The following is a 26,429-nucleotide window of genomic DNA, read 5'->3' on the forward strand; positions in this document are numbered from 1 at the left end:
TCGGCCTGGAGGCTCGGTGTCAGTCCGCCGCGCGACGCCAGTCCGACAGGTAGCGGGCTCCCGCCTCGTCGTGGATCACGCCGTCGGGTGCGGTGAGCACCGGGTACGGCGTCGCCGGGACACCGTCGGACGGACGCACGTCGACGTGCGCCACCTCATGGCCGTTCGCGTGCAGCCAGTCCGCCATCGCGTAGTCGCTGCGCGAGTCGCCCATCGTGCGCCACGCGAGCGGCAGGTCGCCGTCCTCGGCCAGGAGCTCGAGGGAACGCTCGGCTCCCATGTCCTTGCCGCTGCGGTCGGCCTCGACGTCGGTGGAGATGATCGTCGGGTCGATGCGCCACTGCACGGAGCCGTCGGCCGCCGGACGGACGTCGTCGAGTCGGCGGACCCCGAGTCCACGGCGCTGGAGTGCGGCCATCGCCCGCTCGTCGAACTCCGACTGTCGGGCGAGGTACGTGGCGTTCGGGACCTCGACGCGCTGCTCGATCGACACCATCGCCCGCTTCGTCTCGTCGAAGAAGACCAGATCGGCGTAGTCGCTCCTGACGAGCTCGCGCATCTCGTCCGCGTAGTCGCGGGGCAGCGCGAGGTCCTCGGCGACCGTGATGTCGCCCATGCCGTCCTCGTACTGCGGGCCGATCGAGCACCACACGGCACCCTTCTCGCACACCGCGTGCACCCGACCGCCCGGGGCGAGGCCACCGGCGAGCAGGGGCTTCACGACCTGCTCACGGATGAAGGCATCGCTGCGGCCGGTGTTGAACACCACGGGGATGCCCTCTGCGGCGAGCGCGATGAGGTCGTCGACGATGCTGGGGATCGCGATGGTGCGGGAGACGGGACTGGCGATGGGGCCGTCGACGTCCAGCAGGAGTCCGAGTCGTGGTGCGCTCACCCGACCATCCTCCCCCACGTTCAGCGCTGCAGTGCCCCGACCCGGGTGAGGAGCCCCTGGAGGGTGGCGGCATCCGGCGAGTGGTCCTGCCCGGGAACCACGACGAGTTCCGACCCCGGGATGGCGTCGGCGGTGGCCCTGGCGGCGAGGCCAAGCCAGCCGGCGCTGTCGGTGCCGGATCCGACGACGACCGGGACCCCGACAGCGGACAGCGTCCGTTCCGGGATCGCGAGGCCGTTCAGCATCCGGACGTCGCGGGCGAGCACGTGCGCGTCGGCGAGGAAGGTGCGCCAGAGCGCCGGTCGCAGGCGGTAGGCGCTGACCTGCCCCATCGGGAGCCCGAGCACCTGCGCGAGGAACGCCCGGACAGCAGCTGCTCGACGGCCGGCCGCGACGTGCTCGTCCAGGCTGTCGGCGAAGACGACGTCGTCCGCGTGCGGGTCGACGGTCGCGCGGTACGGCGGTTCCCAGAGCACCGCGGCCGTCACCGGCAACCCGGTGGCGAGGGCGTGCAGGACGACACCGGCGCCGACGCACACGGCGACGACGGTGACAGGACCCTCCACGGAGTCGACGACGGCACGGAGGTCGTCGACCTCGCGCTCGATCGACCACGGGTCGGTGTCGCCGCTGTCGCCTCGACCGCGCCGGTCGTAGGTGACCACACGGCGGTCGACCGCGAGTCCCTGCACGACCTCTTCGACGAAGGGGGTACCGCGGTGGCCGAAGGCTCCCCCCACGACCACCACCGCCGGGCCGGAGCCGGCGTCGGACACCGCGATGCGGGTGCCGTCGGTGGAGACGACCGTACGGTCGACTGATGCGTGCATGGAGTCCTCGGAGGTGGGTCGACGGCGCTGCGTCGGGTCCTCGGGTGGACCGTGCGAGTCGGTTGTCTGCAGTGTCGCAGCAATGGTGACCGTTGCAACATCCCACCTTCCGGGGGCAGACAGTTCCGACCCGGAACGGAACCGGGGTACCTCAGCGGTCCCGGTAGACCTCGCGTCGGTGCGCCGCTGCCACGACCACCACGACGAGGCGACCGTCGTCGATGCGGTAGATCACGCGGTACTCGGCGACGCGCACACGCCACTCCGCACTGCCGACGAGCTTGCGTGCGGCCGGCGGTCGGGGTTCCTCAGCGAGGAGCACGAGGACGCCCTCCACCAGCCGTCGGGCGTGCGGCGGGAGTTTCCGGATGGCTCGTCGCGCGTGTGGTTCGACATCGACCTCGTAGGTCATCCGAGCCCGAGTTCGCGCTTGAGGTCCTCCCACTTGACGTTCTGGCCGCCGAGTCGGGCGTTTTCACGCTTCGCTTCTTCCACGGCGCGGAGATCGTCGAGTTCCTCGGCGTCGTCCATCAGCCGTTCGAGGATGTCAGCGTCCACCACGGCCGCGACCCGCTTGCCGCGGCGCGTGAGGTAGACCGGTTCCTTCCTGGCGTCATCGATGATCGACGCCAGGCGGGTGCGTGCTTCGGAGATCGACACTTCGCTCACTCGTACATTCTAGAGCGTTTTGTACAAGTCAGACAGGTCAGACGAGCGCCGTGGTGCCCACGGACTCCCGCTCGAGCAACGACCGCTTGACGTCGACGCCCCACGCGAACCCGCCGAGCGAGCCGTCCGAGCGGAGCACCCGATGGCACGGCACGAACAGCGCCGGGGCGTTCCGTGCACACACGCTCGCAGCCGCCCGGACGGCCTCGGGACGCCCCATCGCCGCGGCGAGCTCGGTGTACGTGAAGGTCGACCCCGCGGGGATCTGCCGGAGCTGCCGCCAGCCTTCTGCGAAGAGCTCGGTGCCGAACTGCCGGACGGGGACCTGCATGGCGTGCTCGATCTCGCCGGCGTAGAACGCGTCGACGGCATCGGCCGAGGAGACGGTGCCCGCGCGCACGAGTGCCGGTCGGTGGCGGGCGACGACGCGGGCGACGATGCGCTCCGCGGAGTCCGTCCAGCCGGATGCGAGCACCCGGCCGTCATCGTCTTCGAGCACCGTGAACGGGCCGTCGGGGGTGTCGAGCGTGGCGATCACTGCGTCGGTCATGGGGTGTCCTTCCGAGGGTTGTGGTGAGCTGCACGGGCGGCGAGGGCCGCGCGGTCGACGATCGGCCGCCAGCAGTGCATCGTGAGGTAGCTCCGCCAGGGGGCGACCTGCTCCGACCATAGGGACAGCTCGCGCGCCGAACCGGGCAACCCGAGTTCCTGTGCACCGTTGCGCACGGCGAGGTCGGTGTGGAGGAACAAGTCCGGATGGTGCCGGACCCGCAGCGCGACGTAGTCCGCCGTCCACCGCCCGATGCCGCGCACCGCGAGGAGCCCGTTCCGGAGGTCGTCGAGCGACTGCCCGCCGTCGACGACGAGCGAGCCGTCCGCCAGCGCCTCGGCGACCCGCAGGATCGTCTGGATCCGGGCACCCGGCCCCCGCAGGACCGCGCCGCCACGCGACGCGATGTCCGCCGCGGAGGGGAAGAGCAGGCCGTCCGATGCGATCGCCGTCGGCACCGGCGTCCCGAGCGCGGCCACGAGTCGGCCCTGCGCGGTGCGGGCCGCCGCCACCGAGACCTGCTGGCCGATGAGGGTGCGGAACACGACCTCGTGCGCGTCGACCGCGCCGGGCAGCCGGATGCCCGGGACCCGTTCGACCGCTGGCACGAGCGTCGGCACCGACGCGAGGACCGAGTCGACCGCGACCGGGTCGGCATCGAGGTCGAAGAGTGCCCGCACCCGCGCGACCAGCGTGGGCAGGTCACTGAGGTCCGTGACCCGGACGACCAGGTCGATCCCGGCGCCCCGGCCGGCCGCGTCCGGGACCGCGGCCGACGCGCTGAACCAGCCAGGGCCTCCAGGCAGGGCGACCAGGCGACCGTAGGAGGTGACGGTGCCGTCGGCGGACCGGACCACGTGCTCCAACCCGGGGAGCGCGTGCAGGGCGTGCCAGTCGAGGAGTCCCTGCCCGTCGAAGGGCGCCCGTGCCGGCAGGTGCACGTGCAGGCCGCCGTCGGCGACCGGACGGACCCGGCGTCGGGCACGGAGCTCCGACGGTGTGACGGCGAAGACCTCGCGCACAGTGTCGTTGAACTGGCGGACGCTCGCGAACCCGGCTGCGAACGCCACGTCCGCGATCGGCAGGTCCGACGAGGTGAGCAGCGTCCGCGCGGTCTGCGCACGGTGGGCACGGCTCAGGGCCTTCGGTCCGGCGCCGAGCTCCTCGGTCATGATCCGGCCGAGGTGCCGCTCCGAGTACCCCACGCGGGCAGCGAGACCGGGAACGCCCTCCCGCTCGACGACGCCGTCGAGGACCAGCCGCATCGCGCGGCCGGCGACGTCCTCGCGCAGGTCCCACTCCGGGCTCCCAGGGGTGGCCTCCGGCAGGCACCGCTTGCACGCGCGGAAACCGGCGAGGTGGGCGGCGGCACTGGTCCGGTAGAAGGTGACGCCCGTCGAGCGCGGTGTCCGGGCGGGGCAGCTCGGCCGGCAGTAGATGCCCGTGGAGTGCACGGCGGTCACGAACTGCCCGTCGAACCGGGCGTCGCGGGACGCCGCGATGCGGTACCGCTCGTCGTGCAGCGGGTCGGGTCCAGTGGCGGTCATGTGCCAAGCCTGACACGCGCCACCGTCATCGACTGGCGGAAATCGGACGCGGCAGCGGCCGGGCGGTCACCGTCGGACTGGAGGCACGGCTAGCGTCGTCCGCATGGCTTCCGGTGTCGACGCGCGCGCGTCCAGTGCCCTGGTTCACGTCGCGCAGGTCGAGGTCGCCATGCTCCTCGTGTCCAGACGGCACCGCTACGAAGGACGTCCCGCGGACGGCGCGCTGCCCGTGGACGAAGAGGAACTCCGCGACCGGATCTCGCTTCGCGCGGGGCTCGGCATCGTCGGCGACCGGTACTTCGCGTCACGGGCGCACGTGCACGCGTCGGTCACCGTGATCGGACTCGAGGCGCTCGAGGACGTCGGCCGCTCCCTCGGCACCACCCTCGACCCCGCGAAGACCCGGCGGAACGTGTACCTGCGCGGGGTCGACGTCGAGGCGTTGCGCGGGGAGTCGTTCTCGCTCGACACCGGCGACGGCCCCGTGCTGTTCCGCGGGTACCGCCCGGCGAACCCCTGCGCCTGGATGGACCACGAGCTCGCTCCTGGTGCATTCCGGGCGATGCGCGGTCGGGGCGGGGTGCGGTGCGACCCGGAGTCCGACGGGGTGCTCACCCTCGGCGCGGCGGTGCTCCGCACGGCCGTCCCCGTCGCGCTCGCATAGCGCGTCGGGGCGTCGGCGTTTCGGGGCGTCGGCGCTTCGGGGCGTCCTCCGGGCATCGAGTGCGCAGAAACGACGACCAGCCTGCCCCGGAGCCCGCCACTTCCGCGCACTCGACCGGAGAACCGGCGAGCGCCCGCCCCGGAGACCGCTAGACGGAGGCGGGGACGAGCGCCGCCTGGATCGCGTCGACGAACGCGGGCAGGTCGTCCGGGTTCCGCGACGTGATCACGGTGCCGTTCGTCTCGTCGACCTGGACCTCGCGGTCGACCCACTCGGCGCCGGCGTTCCGCACGTCGGTCTGCAGCGACGGGTACGAGGTGATCGTGCGACCCGGCAGGACCCCTGCTTCGACGAGGGTCCACGGCCCGTGGCAGATCGCCGCGACGGGCTTGCCCTGCTCGACGAAGGCCTTGACCAGGTCGATCGCCGCCGTCTCGCCGCGGATGGTGTCCGCGTTGATCGTGCCACCGGGCACGACGAGGGCGTCGAAGTCGCCGGCGGAGACCGCGTCGAACGTGGTGTCGGGGTCGAGTGACTTGCCCGGGTCCTTGTCGCCGACGAGGGTCTGCACGGTGTCGGTGGTCTTCGCGGCGATCGTCACCGAGGCGCCGCGCTTCCGGAGTTCCTCGGTGGGGACGATGATCTCGTCCTGCTCCACGCCGTAGTTCGTGGTGATGACGAGGACGGTGGTTCCGTCGAGGGCTGCCATGGGTCGCTCCTTCCGCGGGTCGGGGTCTCCGACCACACCTCCACGGTGCTCGGTCGCGCTGGACGCCGACTCAGCCGCGCGGGCGACTCAGCCGCGCAGGCGGAACGTGCCGTCCTCGGCCGAGACCTCGATGCCGTCGAAGCCGTGCACGCGGGCGAGGCCGATCGTGACGTCGTCCTCGAGTTCGCCGACGACCACCGTCGTCGCTCCCGAATCCACGGCCGCCTGGAGACCGGCAGGGGCGTCCTCGAACGCGACGCACTCCTCGGCACGCAGCCCGAGCAGCGCCGCCCCGCGGACGTAGCCGTCCGGGTGGGGCTTGCCGTGCTCGACGTCCTCCGAGGTGACGACCGCCTCGGGCACGTCCACCCCGGCGGCTCGCATGCGGTTCAGGGCGAGGTCACGAGGAGCACTCGTGACGAGCGCGACGGGCACATCAGCCTCGACGAGCCGTCGGACGAACGCCGCCGCCCCGGGGATCTCGATGATGCCGTGGGTGTTCTCGACCTCGTCCGCGACGAGCTCGTCGGCCAGCCGGCGCTGCTCGGTGGGATCGAGGTCCGGCAGGAAGTGCCGGACGGTGTCGATCGTCTGCCGCCCGTGCGAGAACGCCAGGATGGTCGACGGCGCGATGTCGTGCTGCGCGCCGAATCGTCCCCACGCCCCTTCGACGATCGCGGTCGAGTCCACCAGGGTCCCGTCCATGTCGAAGAGGACCCCGGACGCCACGATGTCGATCACGCGCCCGACCCTACCTGCCACTGCCCGGTCGGCAGCCGGGCAGGTACTACCCGAGGCTGGTCAGCGATGCCTACGGCGGCGTGCACGGATCGCGACGATGAGTGCGGCGACGAGAAGGACGAGTGCGCTCGCCCAAACTGCGATCGGAGCACTTCGGACGCCCGGCACGACCTGGCCGAGCGCCATCACGATCCCGGCGGCGAGACAGAGCACCGCCGCGGAGCGACTCCCGTTCCTTCGAGCACTCATCGTCATCGGCCTCCCTCTCCGCGGTCAGGTTATCCGATGTGTAACACTTCAGTCCGCGTGTCGGACGTAGCGGGTCAGCAGCACGTCGCCCTCGCCGCGGAGCACGTGCGCGAGCCGCATCCGCCGTAGGTCGGGCGAAGAACCCCGGGCGATCCTGGGCCCGGCGCCACCTTCGAGGGACGGGTCGATCGTCAGGCAGAGCTCGTCGACCAGGTCCGCCGCGATCAAGGAGCCGAGGAACGACGGTCCGCCCTCGCAGTGGATCCGTCCGAGGCCGCGCGACACCAGGGCGTCCCGCACGAGCCCGACGTCGACGGAGTCCTCCCCGCAGGACACGACGTCCGCCACGGCTGCCAGCGCCTCGCGGCGGTCGGCGGGCGCGGACGACGAGGTCAGCACGAGCGGACGCACCGGCGCTTCGGTGAACACCGGCGAGGACGGATCCAACGACAGCGACCCGGACACGATCGCGAACACCGGGTGGTCGGGCATCCCGTGCGCACGACGCCAGGCGACGTCGGCGTCCCGCACCCGCATCGGGCCGTAGCCCTCGTCGCGGACGGTCCCCGCGGCGACGAGCACCACGTCCGTGACCCGGCGCAACAGGTCGAACACCCGCAGGTCGTCCGGGCCGCCGATGCCCGCCGTCACACCGCCGGCCGATGCCGACCCGTCCAGGGTGGCCACGAAGTTGACCCGCAGCCACCCGACGGCCGACGTACCGGACGCAGGCCGGGCCTCCAGCCCGGAACCGGGACGACCGCCGGCCGCAGTGCCGGACCCGGGCCGAGCCTCCAGTCCGTACAGGGCGACCACCTGCTCGTCCGAAAGGTCCGCGATCGACGGCGGGAGCACCGCCGACGGCAGCCCGCTCACGTGTTGTGCCGCGCTTCCACCGGCTCGCGCCAGCCGAGCGTCGCCTCCACCATGCGCATCGCGTCGACGGACTCCTGGACGTCGTGCATCCGGACGATCCGCGCGCCGAGCATCGCGCTCACCGTCGCGACCGCGAGCGATCCGGACAGCCGCTCGCCCCGGGGACGGCCGAGGGACTCGCCGACGAAGTCCTTGTTCGAGACCGCAGCGAGCACGGGGTAGCCGAGCGCGACCACCTCGGGCAGCCGACGGGTGAGCTCGAGCGTGTGGACGGTGTTCTTGTTGAGGTCGTGCCCTGGGTCGACGATGATCCGCGACTCCGGGATGCCGGCGGCGAGCGCCCGGTCGACCCGTTCTCGGAGGAACGCGACCACCTCCCCGGCGACGTCGGCGTACCGGGGCGGGGACGCCAGCGCGGTCCGTGGTGCCGCGAGCGAGTGCGTGATGACGATCGTGGCCTCGGAGTCGGCGACGACGGACGCCATCCGCGGGTCCGACAGCCCCGTCGTGTCGTTGACGACGCTCGCGCCGGCGGCGATCGCGGCCTGCGCGACCTCCGGGCGGAAGGTGTCGACGCTGATCGTGACGTCCGATTGCCGGACGAGCTGCGCGACGACGGGGACCACGCGGTCGATCTCGTCGGCGGCGGGGAGCTCGGGGCCCGGAGCGAACTTCACGCCGCCGATGTCGACCCAGTCGGCGCCCTGTTCGGCGGCGCGGACCGCTGCGGCCACGGCGCGGTCGAGCTCGAACGTGGCGCCGTGGTCGTGGAAGGAGTCCGGCGTGCGGTTGACGATCGCCATCACCGCGATGCGGCGGTCGAAGTCGAAGGTGCGTCGGCCGATGGTGCGGACCGGGTGGCGCAGGGCGGGGACCACCCAGCCGGGTCCGGTGGCGGCCTGGAGGCTCGTGGTGCGCCCGTCGGCGGTCATCGGTCCGCCTCGGTGTGGGTCCCGATCGGTGCGGCGTGCGTCCCGACCGGTGCCGTCGCCGCGGCGTGCGTCCCGACCGGTGCCGTCGCCGCGGCGTGCGTCCCGATCAGGGCGATCGCCTCGGCACGTCCCGCCGGGTCGGCGAGCGCCCCGGTCGCGGCGACCGTGACCGTCGTGGACGCCGTCTGGCGCTCACCCCTGGTCGTCACGCACTGGTGTTGCGCGTCGAGGACCACGAGGACCCCGCGCGCGGCCAGCCCTTCTTGCACCGCGGCGACGACCTGCTCGCCGAGTCGCTCCTGCAGCTGCGGACGCGAGGCGAGCGCATCGACGACCCGCGACAGCGTCCCGAGCCCGATGAGCCGCTCGCCGGGGGCGTACGCCAGGTGCGCGACACCCGTGAACGGCAGCAGGTGGTGCTCGCACACCGAGCGGAAGCGGATGTCGCGGACGACGACCAGCTGCCCGCGTTCGGCGTCTCCGGCGTGCACCGTGCCGTCCCGCGCGATCGCCACCGCGTCGACGCCGGCGCCGTGGAAGAACTCAGCGAACGCGTCCGTGACCCGCTCCGGGGTGCGGGCGAGTTCGGGGCGGTCGGGATCCTCGCCGAAGGCCACCAGCAGCTCGCGCACCGCGGCCTCCGCGCGGGCACGGTCCATGCGCGACGTCACCCGTCCATCCAACACCAGGCCGCCGACGTTGCCAGCGTCCTTTAAACTTCGTTGGTGAGCGCCCCGCAGACAACCGAAACGCCGTCCCGGAACCGAGTCGCTTCCGGCCTCGACCGCTTCTTCTCCATCACCCAGCGCGGTTCGACCATCCCCCGCGAGGTCCGCGGTGGCCTCGTGTCCTTCGTGACGATGGCGTACATCGTCATCCTCAACCCGCTCATCCTCGGTGGGTTCAGCGCCGACCAGGCCGCGAAGGACGTCACGGGCGGCTGGCTCGAGAACGCCCAGGTCGCCGCGGCCACCGGGCTCGTGGCTGGGCTCATGACGATCGCGATGGGCGTGATCGCGAACCTGCCGTTCGGCATCGCGGCGGGGCTCGGGATCAACTCGTTCCTCGCGGTGAGCGTCGTGCACCAGGTGACGTGGGCCGAGGCGATGGGCCTCGTGGTGATCAACGGCATCATCATCGTGATCCTGGCGCTGACCGGGATCCGGACGATGATCTTCACCGCGGTGCCGGCGCAGCTCAAGGCCGCGATCACCGTCGGCATCGGCCTGTTCATCGCGTTCATCGGCCTCGTGGACTCCGGCTTCGTCCGCTCGTCCGGCCTGGCGTCGCCCCCGCTGCAGCTCGGCGAGGACGGCTCCGTCGGCGCGCTGCCGACGATCGTGTTCCTCATCGGCCTGGTCATCATCGGCACGCTCATGGCCAGGAAGGTCAAGGGCGCGCTGCTCATCGGCATCATCGCGACGACGATCATCGCGATCATCCTGCAGGCGATCTTCAACGTGCCCACCTCGGTCGACTCGAAGACCGGCTGGAACCTCATCGCCCCCGGCCTGCCGAGCGCGCTCTTCGCCTTCCCCGACCTGTCGCTCGTCGGCCACTTCGACTTCGGCGCGTTCAGCCGCATCGGGCCGTTGGCCGCGTCGATGCTCGTCTTCACACTGGTCTTCACGAACTTCTTCGACGCCATGGGCACGATGACCGGTCTGGCGAAGGCCGCCGGTGTCGCCAAGCCCGACGGCACCTTCCCCCGCCTGCGTTCGGCGCTCGTCGTCGAGGGCGCAGGCGCCATCGCGGGCGGTGGCGCGTCGGTGTCGTCGAACACGGTGTTCATCGACTCCGCGGCCGGCATCGGCGAAGGAGCCCGCACCGGGTTCGCCTCGGTCGTCACGGGGCTGCTGTTCCTGGCGTCGATGTTCCTCACGCCGCTGACCCAGGTCGTCCCGCTCGAGGTCGCCGCCGCCGGGCTCGTGGTCGTGGGTGCGCTCATGGTCGCCCAGGTGAAGGACATCGACTGGACCGACTTCGGCTCGGCGCTGCCGGCGTTCCTGACGATCGTCGTGATGCCGCTGACGTACTCGATCGCGAACGGCATCGGCGCGGGCTTCATCAGCTGGGTGCTCATCAAGGCGCTGTCCGGCCGTGGCCGCGAGGTCTCGTGGCTGCTCTACGTCGTCGCCGCCGGGTTCCTGCTGTACTTCGCGCGCGGCCCGCTGGAGTCGGTGCTCGGCGTCGGCTGACCCGCCGGTCCGTCATGCGAAAGCGACAGTTCCCTGCCAGGATCCGGCGGGGAACTGTCGCTTTCGCGGTCGCGGCGGGTGAGCGGGCCGACCGGGAGGCCGTGAGTCAGCCCGGCTGGTCGGCCGGGGTCGCCTCGTGGTGGCGTCGGCCGTGCGTGCGCCGGTCCTCCTTCATGCCCGCCTCGAACAGGTGGCGGCGGCCGTCGACGAGTTCGTCCCGTGCGGTGCGCTCCAGCTCCTTGGCGAGGGCGTAGTACCCGTCGTCGTAGTCCTCGACGACCTGGAACGTCCACCATCCCGCGATGACGTTCCGACCGACGAGCTCCGTGTCGATGCGGTCCGCCAGGTCGGTGTGCCCGGCCTTCCTGAGCTGTTCGACGGCCTCGCCGAGGTCGAGGTCCGCGCTGCCCGTCAGCCGGTGGAACCCGTAGAGCAGCCCGCGTGCGTGCTCGATCGTCTCGAGCGCTGCCGACAGGGTCCCGAGTGCCTCAACCGTCGCTTCCGACACCCCGTCGGGTACCTGGTGCTGGTCGTCCGGGCCCTGTTCGTCCTCATTCATGCCCTCCCGTGTACACGGGCTCGCCCGCACGGTCGCCGAGACTCGGCGCGGGGCGCTCCATGAGGCGCCATGAGCCACCGAGCAGGGGCGCGAGCGTGACCACGGTGTAGATGCACGCGACGACGCCGAACGTCATGGAGACGCCGATGCCGTCCGCGGCGACCCCGGCGAGCAGACCACCGAGCGGGATCCCCGCCCACGAGCCGGCCCCGAGCAACCCGAAGACCCTGGCGCGCATGTGCACCGGGATCCGCTCGAGCTCGACGGCGCCGAGGATCGGGTTGAGCGCCCCGGCCGCGAGTCCGGACAGGGCGGCAGCCCCGAGGACCCACGGCAGCCCCAGACCGAGCGCGGGGGCGAGCAACGACGGGCCGCCCGCGAGCACGAAGCACACCACGAACGTGATCCGCCGCGGGACCCGGTGCGCGACGTACCCGAACACCAGCGAGCCGAGGAACGCCGCCCCACCGAACGTCCCCGTGACGAAGCCGAGCGACTGCGCGCCGCCGAGTCGTTCGTCCGCGTAGAGCGGCAGCAGGGTCGTGGACCGTGCCGCGTCGAGCAGGTTCGTGACGAGCACCAGCGCGATGATCAGCCGGAAGAACGGGTCCCGCACGCAGAACCGGAAGCCCTCGGCGATGTCACGCCAGTAGCCGGCCGACTCCGGTGCCACGGCCGCGACGTCGGCGACCGGTGTCGGGGCCTCCCGCACCACGAGCGCCGTCAGCAGTGCGGCGGCGCCGAACACGAGCGCCGTGCAGGCGAGCGCCGCCATCGGGCCGAGTGCCGCGACCAAGACCCCACCGACCGGTGCGCCGACCAGCACGGACAGACGCGCAGAGGCCTCGAAGTGCCCGACGGCCCGTTCGAGCGGCACACCCGCCGCCGTCGCGAGCCCCGGGAGGAGCACCCGCCGGGCCGACTCCCCCGGCATGTCGAAGAGCCCGCTGACGAAAACCAGCGCCAGCAGGGCCCAGAACGGCAGTCCGACGGTCCAGGCGAGCACCGGCATGGCGAGGAGTGTCGCGCCGCTGATGACGTCCGACCAGGCACTCGACCGGACGAACCCCACGCGCTCGACCAGCGCGCCACCGAACGGTCCCCCGAGCACGATCGGGACGGTCGCCATGAACGCGGTGATCCCGACGTCCGTCGCCGAACCACCTCGCGCGAGCACGGCGAACGGCACGGCCACCGTGGTGACGACGTTGCCCACGCGCGAGACGACCTGGACGGCGAGGAGCGCCCGGAGCCGTCCGCGCGGGCTCAGGTGCGCGGCCATCGGTACGCCTGCTGCAGCACGAAGACCTGTTCCGATCCGTCGTCCGCGGTGTGGTCTGCACTGACGGGCAGCCAGCGCTCGACGACGTCGCGGAGCTCGGCGCCGAACCGCTCGAGCTCCGGCGCGGTGAGCCGGAGGACACGGTCGGCACTCATCGCCGCGGCCACCCACTCGCGCTCCATGCCCGGTGCCCGGTCGACGAAGGCCTCGTAGTTCGCGGCGTAGACCCGGGCGACGGCACGGTCCAGCGCGCTGGCCGCCATCAACTGGTCCGGGTCGTCCATCGCGTCGGCCAGGTACCAGGACGACGAGGTGTGGGACGCTCGCCACCAGCGCTCGCGGCGGTCGGTCCCCTGCCCCTCGGCGGGCTCGATGAACCCGGCACCGGCCAGGCGCGTGCAGTGGTAGCTGATCGTGCCGGGTGCCTCGTCGATGAGGTCGCCGAGCATCGCGGCCGTCTGCGGACCGTTCGCCCGCAGCAGCCCGAGGATGCGCAGCCGGGTGGGGTGCGCCAGGGCCCGCATGTGTGCCGGGTCGTCGATCCGTCCGTCGTCCATGTCGCTCAGCGTAGATCCACAAGACATGTTGTGCAAGAGTTCTTGTAGACTTGGGCCCACGTCATCCGCGCCACGCCGTGCTGTTGCACACCGTCGAGACGCGACCTAGCATTCGAACACACGTTCGAACGAGGGAGGACCCGATGATCGTCATCGATGCGGCCACGACGGTCTGGTGGGCGGACGGGGCACCGGTCCGTCTCGTCTGGCAGGGGCGACGCTGGCGGGTGACCGACCACCCGACGCGGCTCACCGTCACACCGGCCGCGCTGCCGACCGCGATCACGCACGCCCCCGAACGCACGGTCGGGTGGCGCTTCCAGGTCACGGCGGAGGACGGCGAGACGCTCGTCGTCGACATTGTGCCCGACGGCTCCGCCTGGACCGTCGCGCGGACGTGGAACTGACCCCGGGATCCGGGTACGGTCGCGACATGAGCAGGTGGATCGCGCTGCTGCGCGGCGTGAACGTCAACGGGATCACGATCCGGTCCGCCGAGCTGCGGTCCCTGTTCGAGTCGCGCGGGTACCGCGACGTCCGCACCGTCCTCGCCTCGGGCAACGTCGTGTTCGACGCGGACGCTGGCGCCGCCGAGCTCAAGCGGGACGTCGAGCAGGCGCTCCGTGACCGGTTCGGCTACGACGCCTGGATCGTGCTCGTCCCGCACGACGCACTGGCCGCCGTGGTCGACGGGTTCCCGTTCGAGAGCGCCGCGGACCGGCACGACTACGTGGTGTTCGGGTCGGACGACGCCGCACTCGACGACCTGCTCGCGGACCTCGAGCTGGACCCCGCGCTCGAACGGGCCGCCCGCGGGGACGGCGTCGTCTACTGGTCCTGCCCGAAGGGGTCGAGCACGGACACGCCCTTCGCGAAGCGAGCAGCGGCAGCCCGGTTCAAGCGGACGACGACGACCCGGAACGTGAACACGCTCCGGAAGCTGCTCTGAACCCGAGGCCAGCAGCCGTCCGGGGTCAGGCGCTCGTCTCGTCCACCTCGTACTCCCGCTCGAGCGAGATCGTCGGGATCGACGCCGTGATGACGGAGCCGTCAGCGCGCAGGGTGCCCTGGATGTCACTGGTGGTCGGCGCGTGCCCGTCCATCCGCGGACCCTGGTGCGGCAGCGGCACGACCGTCGGTGCCTCCGCCGTGACGTCGAACGGCTGGTTGTGCACCCAGGCGGTGAAGCCGTCGCCGGTCTCGACCGTGAACGTCATGCGCTCCTGTTCGAGGTCGACGCGGGTCCGGGAGCCCCGCACGGTGATCCGGTAGGTCAGGCGGTCCCACGACTTCGGCAGCCGCGGGTTGAACGTCATCTTCCCGCCGTGGTCCCGCATCCCGCCGAACCCGTTCACGAGCCCGCCCCAGATGCCACCCGTCGACGCGATGTGCACGCCGTCCGTGGTGTTGCCGTGCAGGTCGGCCAGGTCGACGTAGAGCGCCGTGTTGAAGTACTGCTCCGCGAGCTCGTGGTAGCCGACCTCGGCCGCCATGATCGACTGCACGACGGCCGACAGGGTGGAGTCGCCCGTCGTCAGCGCGTCGTAGTAGTCGAAGTCGCGGCGCTTCTCGGCCGGGGTGAACTCGTGGCCCTGCAGGAACAGCGCGAGGACGACGTCGGCCTGCTTGAGCACCTGGAAGCGGTAGATGACCAGCGGGTGGTAGTGCAGCAGCAGCGGACGCTTGGACTCCGGCGTGTTCTCGAGGTCCCAGAGCTCCTTGTCGAGGAACTGGGCGTCCTGCGGGTGGATCCCCCGGTGCGGGTCGAACGGGATCTCCATCGACTCGGCGGCGCGCTCCCAGTCCACGATCTCGGACTCGTCGAGCCCGGTCCGCCTGACCATGCGGGCGTACTCCTCGGGGTCGTCGACCGCGAGCTCACGGCACGCGTTGACCGCGAACCACAGGTTCGCCCTGGCCATCACGTTCGTGTACATGTTGTCGTCGACGACGGTCGTGTACTCGTCCGGGCCGGTGACCCCGTCGATGTGGAACTTCTGGTCACCGTTCGAACGCCAGAATCCCAGGTCCTCCCACAGACGAGCGGTCTCGACGAGGATGTCGATCGCGCCGCGCTTCAGGAACTCCCGGTCACCGGATGCCCGCACGTACTGCATGAGGGCATGCGCGATGTCGGCATCGATGTGGTACTGCGCGGTGCCGGCGGCGTAGTACGCGCTCGACTCCTCGCCGTTGATCGTCCGCCACGGGAAGAGCGCGCCGTGCTGGTTCAGCTCCCGCGCACGGGAGCGCGCGGCGTCGAGCATGTTGTAGCGGAACCGCAGTGCGTTCCTGGCGACGATCGGAGCCGTGTACGACAGGAACGGCAGGACGTAGATCTCCATGTCCCAGAAGTAGTGTCCGCCGTAGCCGGACCCGGTGACGCCCTTCGCCGCGATGCCGTGCCCGTCGGTGCGTGCGGTGGCCTGCGCGAGCATGAAGAGGTTCCAGCGGACGGCCTGCTGGATCTCCGGCTGCCCCGCGATCTCGACGTCGCTGCGCTCCCAGTAGTCGTCCATCCACGTGCGCTGCTTGGCGAACGTCTCCTCGACCGTCTCGGCGTGTGCACGGTCCAGCGTGCGGTCGCACCGATCGGCGAGTTCGCGCGCCGGCACCCCGCGGGACGTGTGGTAGACCACGTTCTTGGTCAGGCGGATCGGCTGCCCGGCCTTCGCCTGGACCCGGTAGATGTGCTTGGCGAGGTCGTCCTCGATCGACGACGACTCGTCCCAGGTGTTGTCCGTCTCGAGCCGGTGCTCGACACCGACGCAGATCGTCATGCCCGAGCTGGCGGCCTGGTACCCGAGCAACGACCGGGTGCCGGAGTTGCGCTTGATCTTCGGCTCGAGGACCCGCTCGGTGAACGCCTCGGCCTTGCGCGGGTCGAACGCGGTCGCCGCCGCACGCATCCCCGCGTGGTACTCGTCGACGACGTCCTGCCGGTTCAGGATCTGGCTCGACAGCAGCACCGAGGCGTCCGCGTCGAGCATCGTGACCTCGTAGTCGATGACGGCGAGGTGTCGGTCCGTGAACGAGACGAGCCGACGCGAGCGGATGAGCACGCGCTTGCCGGACGGCGTCGACCACTCCGTCTCGCGCAGCAGGTACCCGCCGCGGAAGTCCAGCCTGCGGGTGTGCCGCAGGATGTCCGCTTCGGCCAGCACCAGCGGCTCGTCGTCGACGTAGAGCCGGATCACCTTGGCGTCGGGCGCGTTGATGATCGTCTGCCCGGTCTTGGCGAAGCCGAACGCGTCCTCGGCGTGCCGGATCGGCCACGTCTCGTGGAACCCGTTGATGTACGTGCCGTACTGCACACCGCCGCGGCCCTCGTCGAGGTTGCCGCGGAGGCCGAGGTAGCCGTTGCCGACCGCGAAGTTCGTCTCCGCGACACCCTGCTGGTCGGGCGCGTACTCCGTCTCGACGAGCGCCCACTCGTCGACGGGGTAGCGCACGCGGTCGAGGGGATCCGAGGTGATGGGGTTCATGGGTGCTCCGTGGGAAGGGAGGTGGTCGGGGACGGCCTGGAGGCACGGATCGCGCCGTGCAGGCCGCCTACGTCGTCAGCGTGGCCGGCTGGGGCAGTTCGGCGATGAGGTCGGCGAGGTCCGTCACGACGACGTCGGCACCGTTCGCGAGCAGCTCGTCGGCGCCCGCTCCGCGGTCGACGCCGATGACGAGCCCGAAGGCGCCGTTCCGTCCGGCCGCCACACCACTCGTGGCGTCCTCCACCACGACGCACTCGGCCGCCGTCAGCCCGAACCGGCTCGCCGCGTCGAGGTAGGTGTCCGGAGCGGGCTTGCCGGGGAGACCGTCCTCGCGGGCGACGAGCCCGTCGACGATGACCGGGAACCGTTCGAGGATGCCGGCCGTCCGGAGGACCTCCACCGCGTTCGCCGAGCTCGACACCACCGCGACCGACAGCCCGGCGTCGATGGCCGCGACGAGGAACCGCAGCGAGCCCGGGTAGGGCTCGACGCCGTGCTCGTGCAGCTCCGCCGTGAACTCGGCGTTCTTCCGGTTGCCGAGCCCGCACACGGTGTCCTGGTCGGGGGCGTCGTCGGGGGTGCCCTGCGGCAGCTCGATGCCGCGGGAGTCGAGCAGCGAGCGGACTCCGTCGTACCGGGGCTTGCCGTCGATGGACGCGAAGTAGTCCTGCTCCGTGTACGGATCGACGCCGTGCGCGGCGAGGTACGGCGTGAAGAGTCGGCTCCAGGCGCGCATGTGCACGTCGGCCGTCGGCGTCAGCACCCCGTCGAGATCGAAGAGGAGGGCTCGCGTGTCAGCGAGGCGCGCAGGGATCCGCCGGTCCGACGACGTCATGGACAACCTTCCAGGGGTGGTGTCGTACGAGTGCTGCGCCCGAGTCTAGGACCGCTCCAGTCCCCTCGGTCGACCGACCCACCAGGTACGGTCGGGGCATGCCGGGAACACCAGCGGGGATCCGTGTCCGCGCCGTCGCCGTCGGCGTGCGTGACCGGGAGGTGCTCGTCGTCCTCCGCCACCGCGACGATCGGTCGTACGCCGTGCTCCCCGGGGGCGGCCTCGAGGCCGGCGAGACCCCGCAACAGGCGTGCGTGCGGGAGCTCCGCGAGGAGACCGGTCTCGTGGGCGTCGCCGAGTCGCTGTTGCCCGTCGGGCTCGATCGCGATGCCCCGGCGCTGTACTTCCGGGTCAGCGTCGAGGACGGGACGCCGCGGATGCCCGACACCGCACCGGAGGCCAGGCGCGCGACCGCCGAGAACCGGTACGACCCCGCGTGGGTGCCGGTCGACGACCTCGAGCGCATCGGACTCCGCCCCGAGCGCGCCCGCCGGGCCGTGGAGCTCGCGCTCAGCGGACCGCGCTGACGGCGGCGTCGAGCTGGTCGAGCACCGCATCGAGGCCCTGGTCGGGACCACCGACCCACGTGAGGTGCATGCGGGTGGCGAGGAAGGCCTCCAGTTCGACCAGGACGTCCGCCATCAGGTCGCCGCCCAGATCGCCGTGGATCACCGGACCCGATGCGGCACGCGCCGTGAAGCGGCGGTCCGCCTCGGCGGCGTCGAGGCGGAGTGCGCACTCGACGAACCCCGCGCCCTCGTCGGCGGCGAGCGCCGCGAGCTCGTCGATGAACGCGTCGGACCTGGCGTACTGCGGCACGATCACGTCTCGGCCGGAGCCGAGGTGCGCGCGCATCGCGGCCATGGCCATCGCGCGGGCGGCGTTCCCGGCCGGGCGGAGCTGCACGTCCCACCCGCCGATCATCGCGCGCAGCACGTCGATGTCGAACGCGACGGGCATCGTCGCCGCGTGCCGCTCCGCCCAAGCACGAGCGGTGGTGGACTTCCCGCTCGCCGGGATGCCGTTCAGGTGGACGAGGACGGGCCGCGGCATCAGCTGAGTCCGGCCGAGCGGAGCTCCTCGGTCCAGCGTTCGATCGCCGTGCTGATCTGGCCGCGGGCATCGGCGCGGGAGATGGTCGCGGTGCGGTCCCCCGGCTGCGCACCGTACGCCCCGAAGTCGGCGTGGTTCGAGCCCTGGATCTCGGTCATCGTCGCGTCCGCGGGCAGCAGGTGCCGCGCGGCGTCGATCTTCTCCGGCGTCGACAGGCCGTCGCGCGACCCGGAGACGCTCAGCGCGTCGAGGCCGGTGTCGGACAGGTCGTTCGCGCAGTAGCTCCCGAGCAGCAGGAGGCCGCTGACCCCGGGGTCGTCGGCGAGCTGGCACGCCCGGACCCCGCCGAGCGAGTGGCCACCGACCGCCCAGGCCCGGACCTCCGGCGCGTGCGACTCGAACGTGGCGAGCGGTCGGGTGTCGAAGAACGCCAGGTGCAGCGTCGGCTTCGTGATCACGACCGTCGTACCGCTCGCGACCACCTGCCGGAACGTCGCCATGTACGCGTACGGGTCGACCTTCGCGCCCGGGATGAACACGACCCCGACGCCGTTCGCGGACCCGGTCGGCGTCATCACGACGGCGTCCCCCGCGTCCCGTACGGCGACGCGATCATCCCGCCAGACCTGCAGCGCAGCGGACCGGGTGCCCTGCATGACGATGTTCGCCCACACCAGGAAGACGACCACGACGACGAGCAGCACCGCCACGATCCAGGCGGTCCAGCGCAGTGCTCGGTTCATCGGGTCTCCTCCGGTCGTCGTGCGGTGACGGTCAGCCAGCGTTCCTCGGCGCCCGGCGCGGTCGTCTCGCGGACGACGACGTCGGTCCACCCGGTCTCGGACACGACGGACGCGAGTTCGTCCTCGGTCCAGTAGGTGAAGTGCCGGGGGCGGTCGAGCTTCCGCGTGCTCCAGTCGTCACCGTCGCCGCGCTTCACGGTGGCGGCGAGGACCCCACCGAGGACGACGGCCACGAGCGCACGACGGAGCACGCCGGGGAGTTCCGCGCGCCGGACGTGGAGCAGCACCGCGTTCGCGAACACGGCGTCGTACCCGCTGCCGAACACCCCGGTGCGGACGTCGAGCACCCGGGCGGCGTGCCCGTCGGCGCGGAGCCGCTCGACGAACGAGCGGGCGCCGTCGGTCCGATCGACGCGGAGCCCGGCGGTTTCGAGGGCGAGTGCATCCCGCCCGGGGCCGGAGCCGAGTTCGAGGACGCGTGCACCGGGCGTCACGAGCGTCAGCAGGTCGTCGACGAGGCCGGCGCGGTGCCCGTCGGTCCGCTCGGCGTACAGTCCGGCCGCCCGCTCGTAGGTGTCGAGCGTCCGGTCGGCGGTGAGGTCCCGGCGCATGACGACCTCGTGTCGGCCGTCCGGGAGCCGGTCGCCGAGGACGTCGGCGACCGTGAAGCCGTTGCGCTCGTAGGTGCGGCGGGCGGTGTCGTTGTCGGGCATCACCGAGAGCTCCAGCTCGGTCGTGCCCGTCTGAGCGGCCCATCGCGCGATCGCCTCGATGAGCAGTCCGGCGACACCACGCCCGCGGACGGCGGGGGCGACCCACATCGAGATGAGCTCGGCGCGGTCCTCGTCGGTCGGCGCACCGCTGGCCATGCCGACGACGCGGTCGCCCTCGACGGCGAGCAGGTCGAGCGCTCCGGGGATCGACAGGCGTGTCCGCCACCGGTCCTCTGGTGCGTCCGCCCAGTCGGCGAGACGGGACCCGAACGCGTCCGGCGCATCGGCGAGCGCCGCCAGTCGGACGGGCCGCCACTCCCGCCAGTCGTCGGCGGTCACCGCGCGGAGCTCGATCGTCACGCCCCGACGCTACCGCTCCGCGCGGCGGCGCTCACGTCCGTTCCGGCCCGGTCGTCCCGACGTTTCGGCGCCGTTGCACCCCCGTTCGAACATCGCGCCCCGTCAGGACGGGGCGCGATGTTCGTGTCGGGGTGTGACGGAGCGGCCGTCTCGCGGGCCGGTCAGAGCGGTCGGGACCATGCGACCTCGTGCGCGAGCTGGCCGGTGGCACGGAACAGGCGCACCTGGGTCGTCTCGGCGAGCACGTCGGCGAGCTCGAAGCGATCGGCGGGTGCGAACCCGAGGCCGTTCCAGAACGCGCCGGACCGGCGGCTGAACAACCACGCATGCTCTGCACCGGCAGCGGCGGCCGCGTCGAGCGCGAACCGCGCGAGCCGGGTGCCGGTACCGGAGCCGCGGAACGCCTGGCCGACGGCGACGCTGCGGACGAGGGCGTGCCTCCCGTCCGCACTGCGTTCGAACCCGGTGGAGCCGACGACCGCGCCGGCGTCGTCACGGACCGCCCAGAGCCGTACGGCCGGGTGGTCGAGGCCGGCGACCGTCAGGTCGCAGGAGGCGAGGAAGCCGTGCACGTCCGCGACGTCAGCGGGGCTGACGGGAAGCGGTTCGTGCACGGCTCCGAGCCGAGGCGAGCTCTACTCGGTGATGGCAGCGCGGATCTCGGCGGCGGCGGCACCGACGTCGGAGGCGCTGTAGATCGCGCTGCCGGCGACGGCGACCGTCGCACCGGATGCCTGGACGTCCGCGACGGATGCGGCCGTGACGCCACCGGCGACCGAGAACGGGACGCCGGAGGCCTTGCCGTCGTCGAGGAGCGTGGAGAACGTGAAGCCCTCCTCGGCCTGCTCGTCGAGGCCGGCGTGCATCTCGACGAACTCGGCGCCGAGGGCGATGACCTCGCGGGCACGTGCTGCCTTGTCGGCGACACCGATGAGGTCGACGACGACGCCCTTGCCGTGCTGCTTCGCCGCCGTGACGGCGCCGGCGATCGTGCTGTCACCGGCGACGCCGAGCACGGTCACCAGGTCGGCACCGGCTTCGAACGCGATCCCGGCCTCGAGCTCGCCCGCGTCCATCGTCTTGAGGTCGGCGAACACGGTCTTGTCCGGGTGCGCCTGCTTGATCGCGGTGATCGCGGAGAGCCCGGCGCTCTTGATGAGCGGGGTGCCGAGCTCGAGGATGTCGACGTGCGGGGCGGCCGCTCCGGCGAGCTCGAGGGCGGCTTCGGTGGTCAGGGTGTCCATGGCGAACTGGAGCTGCATGGTGGTGGTGCCTTTCATTCGAGGTTGGCGTGTCGGGGCCAGAGGTCGTCGGCGGACTGCCCGCCGCGGGCCCAGAGCGTGTGGAAGAGCGCGTCACCGAGGAGGGCGACGGCCTGTTCGAACAGCCCGCCGGCGTACTGCGCGGACGCGGTGCCGGAGCGGTCGGTCTTCGTCGCGGCGGGGAGCACGACGGTCGTCGTCGCGACGGACGACAGCGGGGAGTCCGACGTCGTGGAGACCGCCACGACCGATGCGCCGACGGAGGCTGCGGTGCGTGCCGCCTGCACGATCCCGGTCGTCGTGCCGGAGCCGCTCGCGACGACGAGCAGGTCGCCGGGGCCGATCGCCGGGGTGGTCACCTCGCCGACGACGTGGACGTCGAGCCCGAGGTGCATCAGGCGCATCGCGGTCATCCGGAGTGCGAGCCCGGATCGACCGGCGCCGTGCACGAACACCCGCCTGGCGCCCTCGACGAGCGTGACGAACTGCGCGGTCGCCTCGGGGTCGATCCGCGACGCGAGGTCGTCGAGCTCACGGAGGACGAGCCCGAGGGATTCGGGGACGGTCGGTTCCTGCATGTCGACGAGCCTGTCGTGCGGCGGCCGATCCCACCGCTCCCCGACACGGCGGGAGTCCCACCCGATCGGGTGGCCCCGTCCTCTCGGGTGGGACCGGTACGTTCGGCCGCGTGGACGAGACGGATCAGGACGGCACGGATCGGGACGGCACGGAGGCTCGGCTCGGCCCCGTCAGTCGGCTGGCGGCTGCGGAGCACGCCAGGACGGTCGCCGAACAGGCCGACCGGCACGCGCTCACGCTGGAGTCCGTGCTCGCCGTGCTCCGGTCCCCGCGGGTGGGCGACGCCGCTGCCCGGTCAGAGGCCGTCGAGATCGCCTCGGCTGCGCTCGTCGAGCTCCGGACGCTGACCGACCGGCAGCGGAGCACGCTGCTCGAACCCGTCACGGGCGCGTTCTCACGGCTGCGGGCGGACCTGCGTCCCCTCGTCCGGTTCGGCGACCTCGACGTGCAGTTCGTCGAACCGCCGGCGACCGGCCGCGCCCTGCCCGGTGACGTCGCCCACGCGGCCCGCGCCATCGTCCGCACCGCCGTGCTCGCACTCGTCGACGCCGGCGAGGCCCACCGCGTCCGGATCCAGTGGGACTGCGACGGCCGGAATCTCCTCATGCAGCTCCGCGACGACGGCGCGGGCACCCTGGACGCGCACGACGACACCATGCGGCCGATCGCCGAACGGGTCGTGGCGCTCGACGGGCGGCTCGCCGTCGAGTCGACGCCGGCGTGGGGATCCGTCCTGGACATCTCGCTCCCGCTCGACCCGGCACCCGGCACGGTCGACGTGGCCGACGACACCGACCTCACCCCGCGCGAGCAGGACGTGCTGCGGCTCGTCGCGACGGGGGTGGGCAACCAGGAGATCGCCGACGGTCTCGGGATCAGCGTGAACACGGTGAAGTACCACGTCGCGAACCTGCTCAGGAAGCACGGCGCGAGGACCCGGGCGGAGCTGGCAGCGGCCAGGTCCTAGGGGGTGAAGCGGTACCCCATGCCCGACTCCGTGACGATGTAGCGCGGGGACGACGGATCCGGCTCGAGCTTCCGCCGCAGCTGCGCGACGTAGAGCCGGAGGTACCCGGAGTCGTTGCCGTGCGACGGTCCCCACACCTCGGTGAGCAGCATCTCCCGCGTCATCAGCCGGTCCGGGTTGGCGATCAGGACCTCGAGCAACCGCCACTCGGTCGGGGTCAGGCGGATCGCCGGGCCCTCCGCCGGCAGGACCTGCTTCGCGACGAGGTCCACCACGAGGCTCCCGATCCGCACCGTCGGACTCGTGTCGGTCGCCGCGGCGGCGGCCGCCTGCCGCCGCCCGAGCGCCCGGAGCCTGGCGAGCAGTTCGTCCATCTGGAACGGCTTCGTCACGTAGTCGTCCGCGCCGGCGTCGAGCGCGTCGACCTTGTCGGCGGAGTCCGTCCGCCCGGACAACACCAGCACCGGCACCTGCGACCAGGAGCGGATGCCCTCGAGCACGCCGATCCCATCGAGCCGCGGCATGCCGAGGTCGAGCATCACGAGGTCCGGCCGCTCGGTGATCACCGCGTCGATCGCGGCGCGGCCGTCCCGGGCGGTGACGACGTCGTACCCGCGCGCCGTCAGCGTCACGCCGAGGGCACGGACGAGCTGCGGGTCGTCGTCCGCGACGAGGACCTTCATCGTGCCTCCACCCCGACGTGCCCGGCGATCGGGAGCCGTACCACCATCGTCAGGCCGCCGCCTGGGGTGTCGTCGGCCTCGATCGTCCCACCCATCCCCTCGGTGAACCCCCGCGCCAGGGCGAGCCCGAGCCCGAGCCCCGTGTCGTTGTCGGTGTCCCCGAGCCGCTGGAACGGCTGGAACACGTCGTCGCGCAGCGCCTCGGGGATCCCGGGTCCGTGGTCGGCGACGCGGAGCTCCACCGACCCGCTGAACGCACTCGCCGCGACGCGCACCGTCGTCCCCGCCGGGCTGTGCCGCACCGCGTTCGCGAGCAGGTTCACGACGACGCGCTGCAGCAGCACCGGGTCGGCGAGCACCGGCGGCAGGTCGCCGGGCAGGTCGAGGTCGACGTCGTCCGGCCCGAGCTCCAGCTCGTCGAGTGCCGGCGCGACCACGGTCTCCAACGGGAGGGCGACGGGGGTGACCGCGAGCACCCCCGCTTGCACCCGCGAGACGTCGAGCAGGTCGCCCAACAGCACCGCGAGCTGGCCGAGGCTCTCGTCGGCGGTGGCGAGCAGTGCCTCCCGGTCGGCGTCGGAGAGCCGGATGTCGCTGGCACGGAGCGTCTGCACGCTCGCACTGGCGGCCGCGATCGGCCGCCGGACGTCGTGGCCGACGGCCGCGAGGATCGCGCTCCTGACCCGGTCCGCCGCGGCGATGCGTTCCGCGTCGACCGCGGTCCTGGTCAGCTCGCGGTGCTCCAGCGCCGCGTCGATCTGCTGCTCAACCACCCGCAGCAACCGGCGCTGGGTCGGGTCGTCCGGTGCGCCGGCGAACTCCAGGACCGCACCGGACGGGAGGCTCGTGGTGGCGTCCGGCACGTCGCCGAACGTCCCAGACGTGGCCGGCACCACGTCCCCCTGGCGGACGCGCAGACCGGTGTAGCCGAACGCCTCGCGGGTCCGCTCGACGAGGGCCTGGAGCGCGTCGTCACCGCGGAGCACGCTGCCGGCGATGCCGATGAGCAGCCCGGACTCGGCCGCGGCACGGCGAGCCGTCCGCGAGCGTCGGGCCGAACGGTCGACGACGAAGCTGACGAGCACGGCGCTGATCACGTACATCACGAGGGCGACGAGGTGCCAGGGCTGCTGCACGGTGACGCGGTACAGCGGCTGGACGAAGAAGTAGTCGAGGCTCAGCCCGGACAGCACCGCGGCGAACACGGCGGGCCACATCCCGCCGACGAGCGCCACGACGAGCACGAGCAGCTGGTACGCGAGGACGTCCACGGTGATCGCGTCGGGGGTCTTGCCGAACGACAGCAGCCAGGTCAGCAGCGGTCCGACGACGAGGGCGAGGCCGAACGCGCTGAGCACACGGCCACGGGACAGGCTGCCCCCGAGCCGCGGGAGCGCGAAGCCACCGCCGGCGCGTTCGTGGGTGACCACGTGCACGTCGATGTCGCCGGACTCGCGGATGACGGTGTTGCCGATGCCGGGGCCGGTGAGCGCGGCGGCCGCCCGCGTGCGCCGGCTGACCCCGATGACGATCTGTGTGGCGTCGATCGACCGCGCGAAGCGGACGAGCGTCGTGGGCACGTCGTCGCCCACCACCTGGTGGTACGTCCCACCGAGCTGCTCGAGCAGTGCGCGCTGCGCACCGAGCGCGCCAGGGTGCCGTTCGCGCAGCCCGTCGTTCGTGGTGACGTGCACGGCGGCGAGCTCGCCGCCGGAGGACCTGGCGGCGATCCGGGCCCCGCGACGGAGGAGCGTCTCGCCCTCCGGACCGCCGGTGAGGGCGACGAGGACGCGCTCGCGCGCCTCCCACCGGTGCTCGATGCCGTGCTCGGCCCGGTAGCGCTTCAGGGCGTCGTCGACCTCGTCCGCGAGCCACAGCAGGGCGATCTCGCGGAGCGCGGTGAGGTTGCCGAGGCGGAAGTAGTTCGACAGTGCGGCGTCGATCCTGGCGGCCGGGTACACGAGGCCCTCGGAGAGCCGCTCGCGCAGCGCCTGCGGCGACAGGTCGACGACCTCGATCTGGTCCGCTGCCCGGACGACCGCGTCGGGGACGGTCTCGCGCTGGACGGTCCCGGTGATCTCGTGCACGACGTCACCGAGGGACTGCATGTGCTGGACGTTCACCGTCGAGACCACGTCGATGCCCGCGGCCAGCAGGGTTTCGACGTCCTGCCACCGCTTGTCGTGCCGGCCGCCAGGTGCGTTCGTGTGCGCGAGCTCGTCGACCAGCGCGACGTCGGGGTGACGGGCGATCACGGCGTCGAGGTCCATCTCGTCCAGCTCCACGTCGCGGTGCCGTTCGACCCGGCGGGGGACGACCTCGAGCCCCTCGACGAGGGCGGCCGTGGCGGCGCGGCCGTGGGTCTCCACGACGGCGACGACCACGTCCCGGCCCTCGTCGCGGAGCCGGCGTCCCTCCTCGAGCATCGTGAAGGTCTTCCCGACGCCGGGTGCGGCCCCGAGCAGCACCCGCAGCTTGCCTCGCTTCACGC

30 protein-coding genes are annotated in these 26,429 nt (G+C 72.1%); 6 read left to right on the forward strand and 24 right to left on the reverse strand.

Going from position 1 to position 26,429, the window contains the following annotated elements; genetic code table 11:
* Positions 1–19 precede the first annotated feature (19 nt).
* The 6 genes from QK288_RS01685 to QK288_RS01710 all read right to left on the reverse strand — a co-directional run bounded on the left by QK288_RS01685 (position 20) and on the right by QK288_RS01710 (position 4,491).
* Positions 20–895 (reverse strand): hypothetical protein, encoded by an 876-nt coding sequence (locus QK288_RS01685; protein WP_281266085.1) that lies wholly within the window; start codon positions 893–895, stop codon positions 20–22.
* A 20-nt stretch (positions 896–915) separates the two neighbouring features.
* Positions 916–1,725, reverse strand: a complete 810-nt coding sequence (locus QK288_RS01690; RefSeq protein WP_281266086.1) for an alpha/beta fold hydrolase — start codon at positions 1,723–1,725, stop codon at positions 916–918.
* 151 nt (positions 1,726–1,876) lie between these two features.
* Entirely contained in the window at positions 1,877–2,137 is a 261-nt protein-coding gene (locus QK288_RS01695; RefSeq protein ID WP_281266087.1) for a type II toxin-antitoxin system RelE/ParE family toxin, read from the reverse strand.
* Positions 2,134–2,394 carry a type II toxin-antitoxin system Phd/YefM family antitoxin gene (locus QK288_RS01700; protein WP_281266088.1) on the reverse strand — a complete coding sequence of 87 codons (261 nt, stop codon included), beginning with the start codon at positions 2,392–2,394 and terminating at the stop codon, positions 2,134–2,136. The genes QK288_RS01695 and QK288_RS01700 overlap by 4 nt, the downstream gene beginning before the upstream one ends.
* Before the next feature lie 37 nt (positions 2,395–2,431).
* Positions 2,432–2,944 (reverse strand): methylated-DNA--[protein]-cysteine S-methyltransferase, encoded by a 513-nt coding sequence (locus tag QK288_RS01705; RefSeq protein ID WP_281266089.1) that lies wholly within the window; start codon positions 2,942–2,944, stop codon positions 2,432–2,434.
* A complete protein-coding gene (locus tag QK288_RS01710; RefSeq protein WP_281266090.1) occupies positions 2,941–4,491 on the reverse strand; it encodes an AlkA N-terminal domain-containing protein in 1,551 nt (516 codons plus the stop codon). Before QK288_RS01710 ends, QK288_RS01705 begins: the two co-directional genes overlap by 4 nt.
* 103 nt (positions 4,492–4,594) lie before the next feature.
* Between QK288_RS01710 and QK288_RS01715 the strand changes: the two genes are divergently transcribed.
* Positions 4,595–5,155: a molybdenum cofactor biosysynthesis protein gene (locus QK288_RS01715; protein ID WP_281266091.1), complete on the forward strand. Its 561-nt coding sequence runs from the start codon at positions 4,595–4,597 to the stop codon at positions 5,153–5,155.
* Positions 5,156–5,303: 148 nt separating this feature from the next.
* Here the strand turns inward: QK288_RS01715 and QK288_RS01720 are convergent, their stop codons facing one another.
* From QK288_RS01720 to folE, 5 genes are all read right to left on the reverse strand, one after another.
* Positions 5,304–5,864: a type 1 glutamine amidotransferase domain-containing protein gene (locus QK288_RS01720; protein ID WP_281266092.1), complete on the reverse strand. Its 561-nt coding sequence runs from the start codon at positions 5,862–5,864 to the stop codon at positions 5,304–5,306.
* A gap of 87 nt (positions 5,865–5,951) precedes the next feature.
* Positions 5,952–6,605 (reverse strand): HAD-IA family hydrolase, encoded by a 654-nt coding sequence (locus QK288_RS01725; RefSeq protein ID WP_281266093.1) that lies wholly within the window; start codon positions 6,603–6,605, stop codon positions 5,952–5,954.
* Positions 6,606–6,902: 297 nt separating this feature from the next.
* Complete coding sequence (locus tag QK288_RS01730; RefSeq protein ID WP_281266094.1) at positions 6,903–7,730, reverse strand: pyrimidine reductase family protein; 828 nt, start codon at positions 7,728–7,730, stop codon at positions 6,903–6,905.
* Complete coding sequence (gene folP, locus QK288_RS01735) at positions 7,727–8,662, reverse strand: dihydropteroate synthase (protein ID WP_281266095.1); 936 nt, start codon at positions 8,660–8,662, stop codon at positions 7,727–7,729. Before folP ends, QK288_RS01730 begins: the two co-directional genes overlap by 4 nt.
* Entirely contained in the window at positions 8,659–9,321 is a 663-nt protein-coding gene (gene folE / locus QK288_RS01740; RefSeq protein ID WP_281267642.1) for a GTP cyclohydrolase I, read from the reverse strand. Before folE ends, folP begins: the two co-directional genes overlap by 4 nt.
* 63 nt (positions 9,322–9,384) lie before the next feature.
* Between folE and QK288_RS01745 the strand changes: the two genes are divergently transcribed.
* Positions 9,385–10,860 (forward strand): NCS2 family permease, encoded by a 1,476-nt coding sequence (locus QK288_RS01745; RefSeq protein ID WP_281266096.1) that lies wholly within the window; start codon positions 9,385–9,387, stop codon positions 10,858–10,860.
* A gap of 106 nt (positions 10,861–10,966) precedes the next feature.
* Here QK288_RS01745 and QK288_RS01750 read toward each other — a convergent pair whose 3' ends face one another.
* Genes QK288_RS01750 through QK288_RS01760 form a run of 3 tightly spaced genes read right to left on the reverse strand, consistent with a single transcriptional unit; the run spans position 10,967 to position 13,258 of the window.
* Positions 10,967–11,419 (reverse strand): hypothetical protein, encoded by a 453-nt coding sequence (locus QK288_RS01750; RefSeq protein WP_281266097.1) that lies wholly within the window; start codon positions 11,417–11,419, stop codon positions 10,967–10,969.
* Complete coding sequence (locus QK288_RS01755) at positions 11,412–12,701, reverse strand: MFS transporter (protein WP_281266098.1); 1,290 nt, start codon at positions 12,699–12,701, stop codon at positions 11,412–11,414. The genes QK288_RS01750 and QK288_RS01755 overlap by 8 nt, the downstream gene beginning before the upstream one ends.
* On the reverse strand, positions 12,686–13,258 hold the full coding sequence (locus tag QK288_RS01760; protein WP_281266099.1) for a helix-turn-helix domain-containing protein: 573 nt from the start codon (positions 13,256–13,258) through the stop codon (positions 12,686–12,688). Before QK288_RS01760 ends, QK288_RS01755 begins: the two co-directional genes overlap by 16 nt.
* Positions 13,259–13,401: 143 nt before the next feature.
* On the opposite strand from QK288_RS01760, the gene QK288_RS01765 reads away from it, so the two are divergent.
* Both QK288_RS01765 and QK288_RS01770 read left to right on the forward strand, forming a co-directional pair.
* The gene (locus QK288_RS01765; protein ID WP_281266100.1) at positions 13,402–13,665 is read left to right on the forward strand and encodes a hypothetical protein; all 264 of its coding nucleotides are present in this window, start codon (positions 13,402–13,404) and stop codon (positions 13,663–13,665) included.
* A gap of 26 nt (positions 13,666–13,691) precedes the next feature.
* Positions 13,692–14,207 (forward strand): DUF1697 domain-containing protein, encoded by a 516-nt coding sequence (locus QK288_RS01770; protein WP_281266101.1) that lies wholly within the window; start codon positions 13,692–13,694, stop codon positions 14,205–14,207.
* Positions 14,208–14,232: 25 nt separating this feature from the next.
* On the opposite strand, the gene QK288_RS01775 is transcribed toward QK288_RS01770, so the two are convergent.
* Positions 14,233–16,743 carry a glycosyl hydrolase family 65 protein gene (locus QK288_RS01775; RefSeq protein ID WP_281266102.1) on the reverse strand — a complete coding sequence of 837 codons (2,511 nt, stop codon included), beginning with the start codon at positions 16,741–16,743 and terminating at the stop codon, positions 14,233–14,235.
* A 67-nt stretch (positions 16,744–16,810) separates the two neighbouring features.
* The gene (locus QK288_RS01780) at positions 16,811–17,578 is read right to left on the reverse strand and encodes a beta-phosphoglucomutase family hydrolase (RefSeq protein WP_281266103.1); all 768 of its coding nucleotides are present in this window, start codon (positions 17,576–17,578) and stop codon (positions 16,811–16,813) included.
* 98 nt (positions 17,579–17,676) lie between these two features.
* On the opposite strand from QK288_RS01780, the gene QK288_RS01785 reads away from it, so the two are divergent.
* Positions 17,677–18,105 carry an NUDIX domain-containing protein gene (locus tag QK288_RS01785; RefSeq protein ID WP_281266104.1) on the forward strand — a complete coding sequence of 143 codons (429 nt, stop codon included), beginning with the start codon at positions 17,677–17,679 and terminating at the stop codon, positions 18,103–18,105.
* On the opposite strand, the gene QK288_RS01790 is transcribed toward QK288_RS01785, so the two are convergent.
* From QK288_RS01790 to hxlB, 6 genes are all read right to left on the reverse strand, one after another.
* Positions 18,089–18,631 carry an AAA family ATPase gene (locus QK288_RS01790; protein WP_281266105.1) on the reverse strand — a complete coding sequence of 181 codons (543 nt, stop codon included), beginning with the start codon at positions 18,629–18,631 and terminating at the stop codon, positions 18,089–18,091. The genes QK288_RS01785 and QK288_RS01790 overlap by 17 nt on opposite strands.
* Complete coding sequence (locus tag QK288_RS01795) at positions 18,631–19,374, reverse strand: alpha/beta hydrolase (protein ID WP_281266106.1); 744 nt, start codon at positions 19,372–19,374, stop codon at positions 18,631–18,633. The genes QK288_RS01790 and QK288_RS01795 overlap by 1 nt, the downstream gene beginning before the upstream one ends.
* Positions 19,371–20,447: a bifunctional GNAT family N-acetyltransferase/class I SAM-dependent methyltransferase gene (locus tag QK288_RS01800; protein WP_281266107.1), complete on the reverse strand. Its 1,077-nt coding sequence runs from the start codon at positions 20,445–20,447 to the stop codon at positions 19,371–19,373. The genes QK288_RS01795 and QK288_RS01800 overlap by 4 nt, the downstream gene beginning before the upstream one ends.
* A gap of 161 nt (positions 20,448–20,608) precedes the next feature.
* Positions 20,609–21,061 (reverse strand): GNAT family N-acetyltransferase, encoded by a 453-nt coding sequence (locus tag QK288_RS01805; protein WP_281266108.1) that lies wholly within the window; start codon positions 21,059–21,061, stop codon positions 20,609–20,611.
* Positions 21,062–21,082: 21 nt separating this feature from the next.
* Positions 21,083–21,709 (reverse strand): 3-hexulose-6-phosphate synthase, encoded by a 627-nt coding sequence (gene hxlA, locus QK288_RS01810; RefSeq protein ID WP_281266109.1) that lies wholly within the window; start codon positions 21,707–21,709, stop codon positions 21,083–21,085.
* A gap of 14 nt (positions 21,710–21,723) precedes the next feature.
* On the reverse strand, positions 21,724–22,287 hold the full coding sequence (gene hxlB, locus QK288_RS01815; protein ID WP_281266110.1) for a 6-phospho-3-hexuloisomerase: 564 nt from the start codon (positions 22,285–22,287) through the stop codon (positions 21,724–21,726).
* 110 nt (positions 22,288–22,397) lie between these two features.
* Here hxlB and QK288_RS01820 point away from each other — a divergent pair, with 110 nt between their 5' ends.
* Positions 22,398–23,255, forward strand: coding sequence for a LuxR C-terminal-related transcriptional regulator (locus QK288_RS01820; protein ID WP_281266111.1), 858 nt, complete (start codon positions 22,398–22,400; stop codon positions 23,253–23,255).
* On the opposite strand, the gene QK288_RS01825 is transcribed toward QK288_RS01820, so the two are convergent.
* Both QK288_RS01825 and QK288_RS01830 read right to left on the reverse strand, forming a co-directional pair.
* Entirely contained in the window at positions 23,252–23,938 is a 687-nt protein-coding gene (locus QK288_RS01825) for a response regulator transcription factor (RefSeq protein WP_281266112.1), read from the reverse strand. The two genes, QK288_RS01820 and QK288_RS01825, sit on opposite strands and share 4 nt — an antisense overlap.
* Positions 23,935–26,427, reverse strand: coding sequence for an ATP-binding protein (locus QK288_RS01830; protein ID WP_281266113.1), 2,493 nt, complete (start codon positions 26,425–26,427; stop codon positions 23,935–23,937). The genes QK288_RS01825 and QK288_RS01830 overlap by 4 nt, the downstream gene beginning before the upstream one ends.
* Positions 26,428–26,429: the final 2 nt, after the last annotated feature.

The organism is Curtobacterium sp. 9128 (genome assembly GCF_900086645.1).
Taxonomy (GTDB): domain Bacteria; phylum Actinomycetota; class Actinomycetes; order Actinomycetales; family Microbacteriaceae; genus Curtobacterium.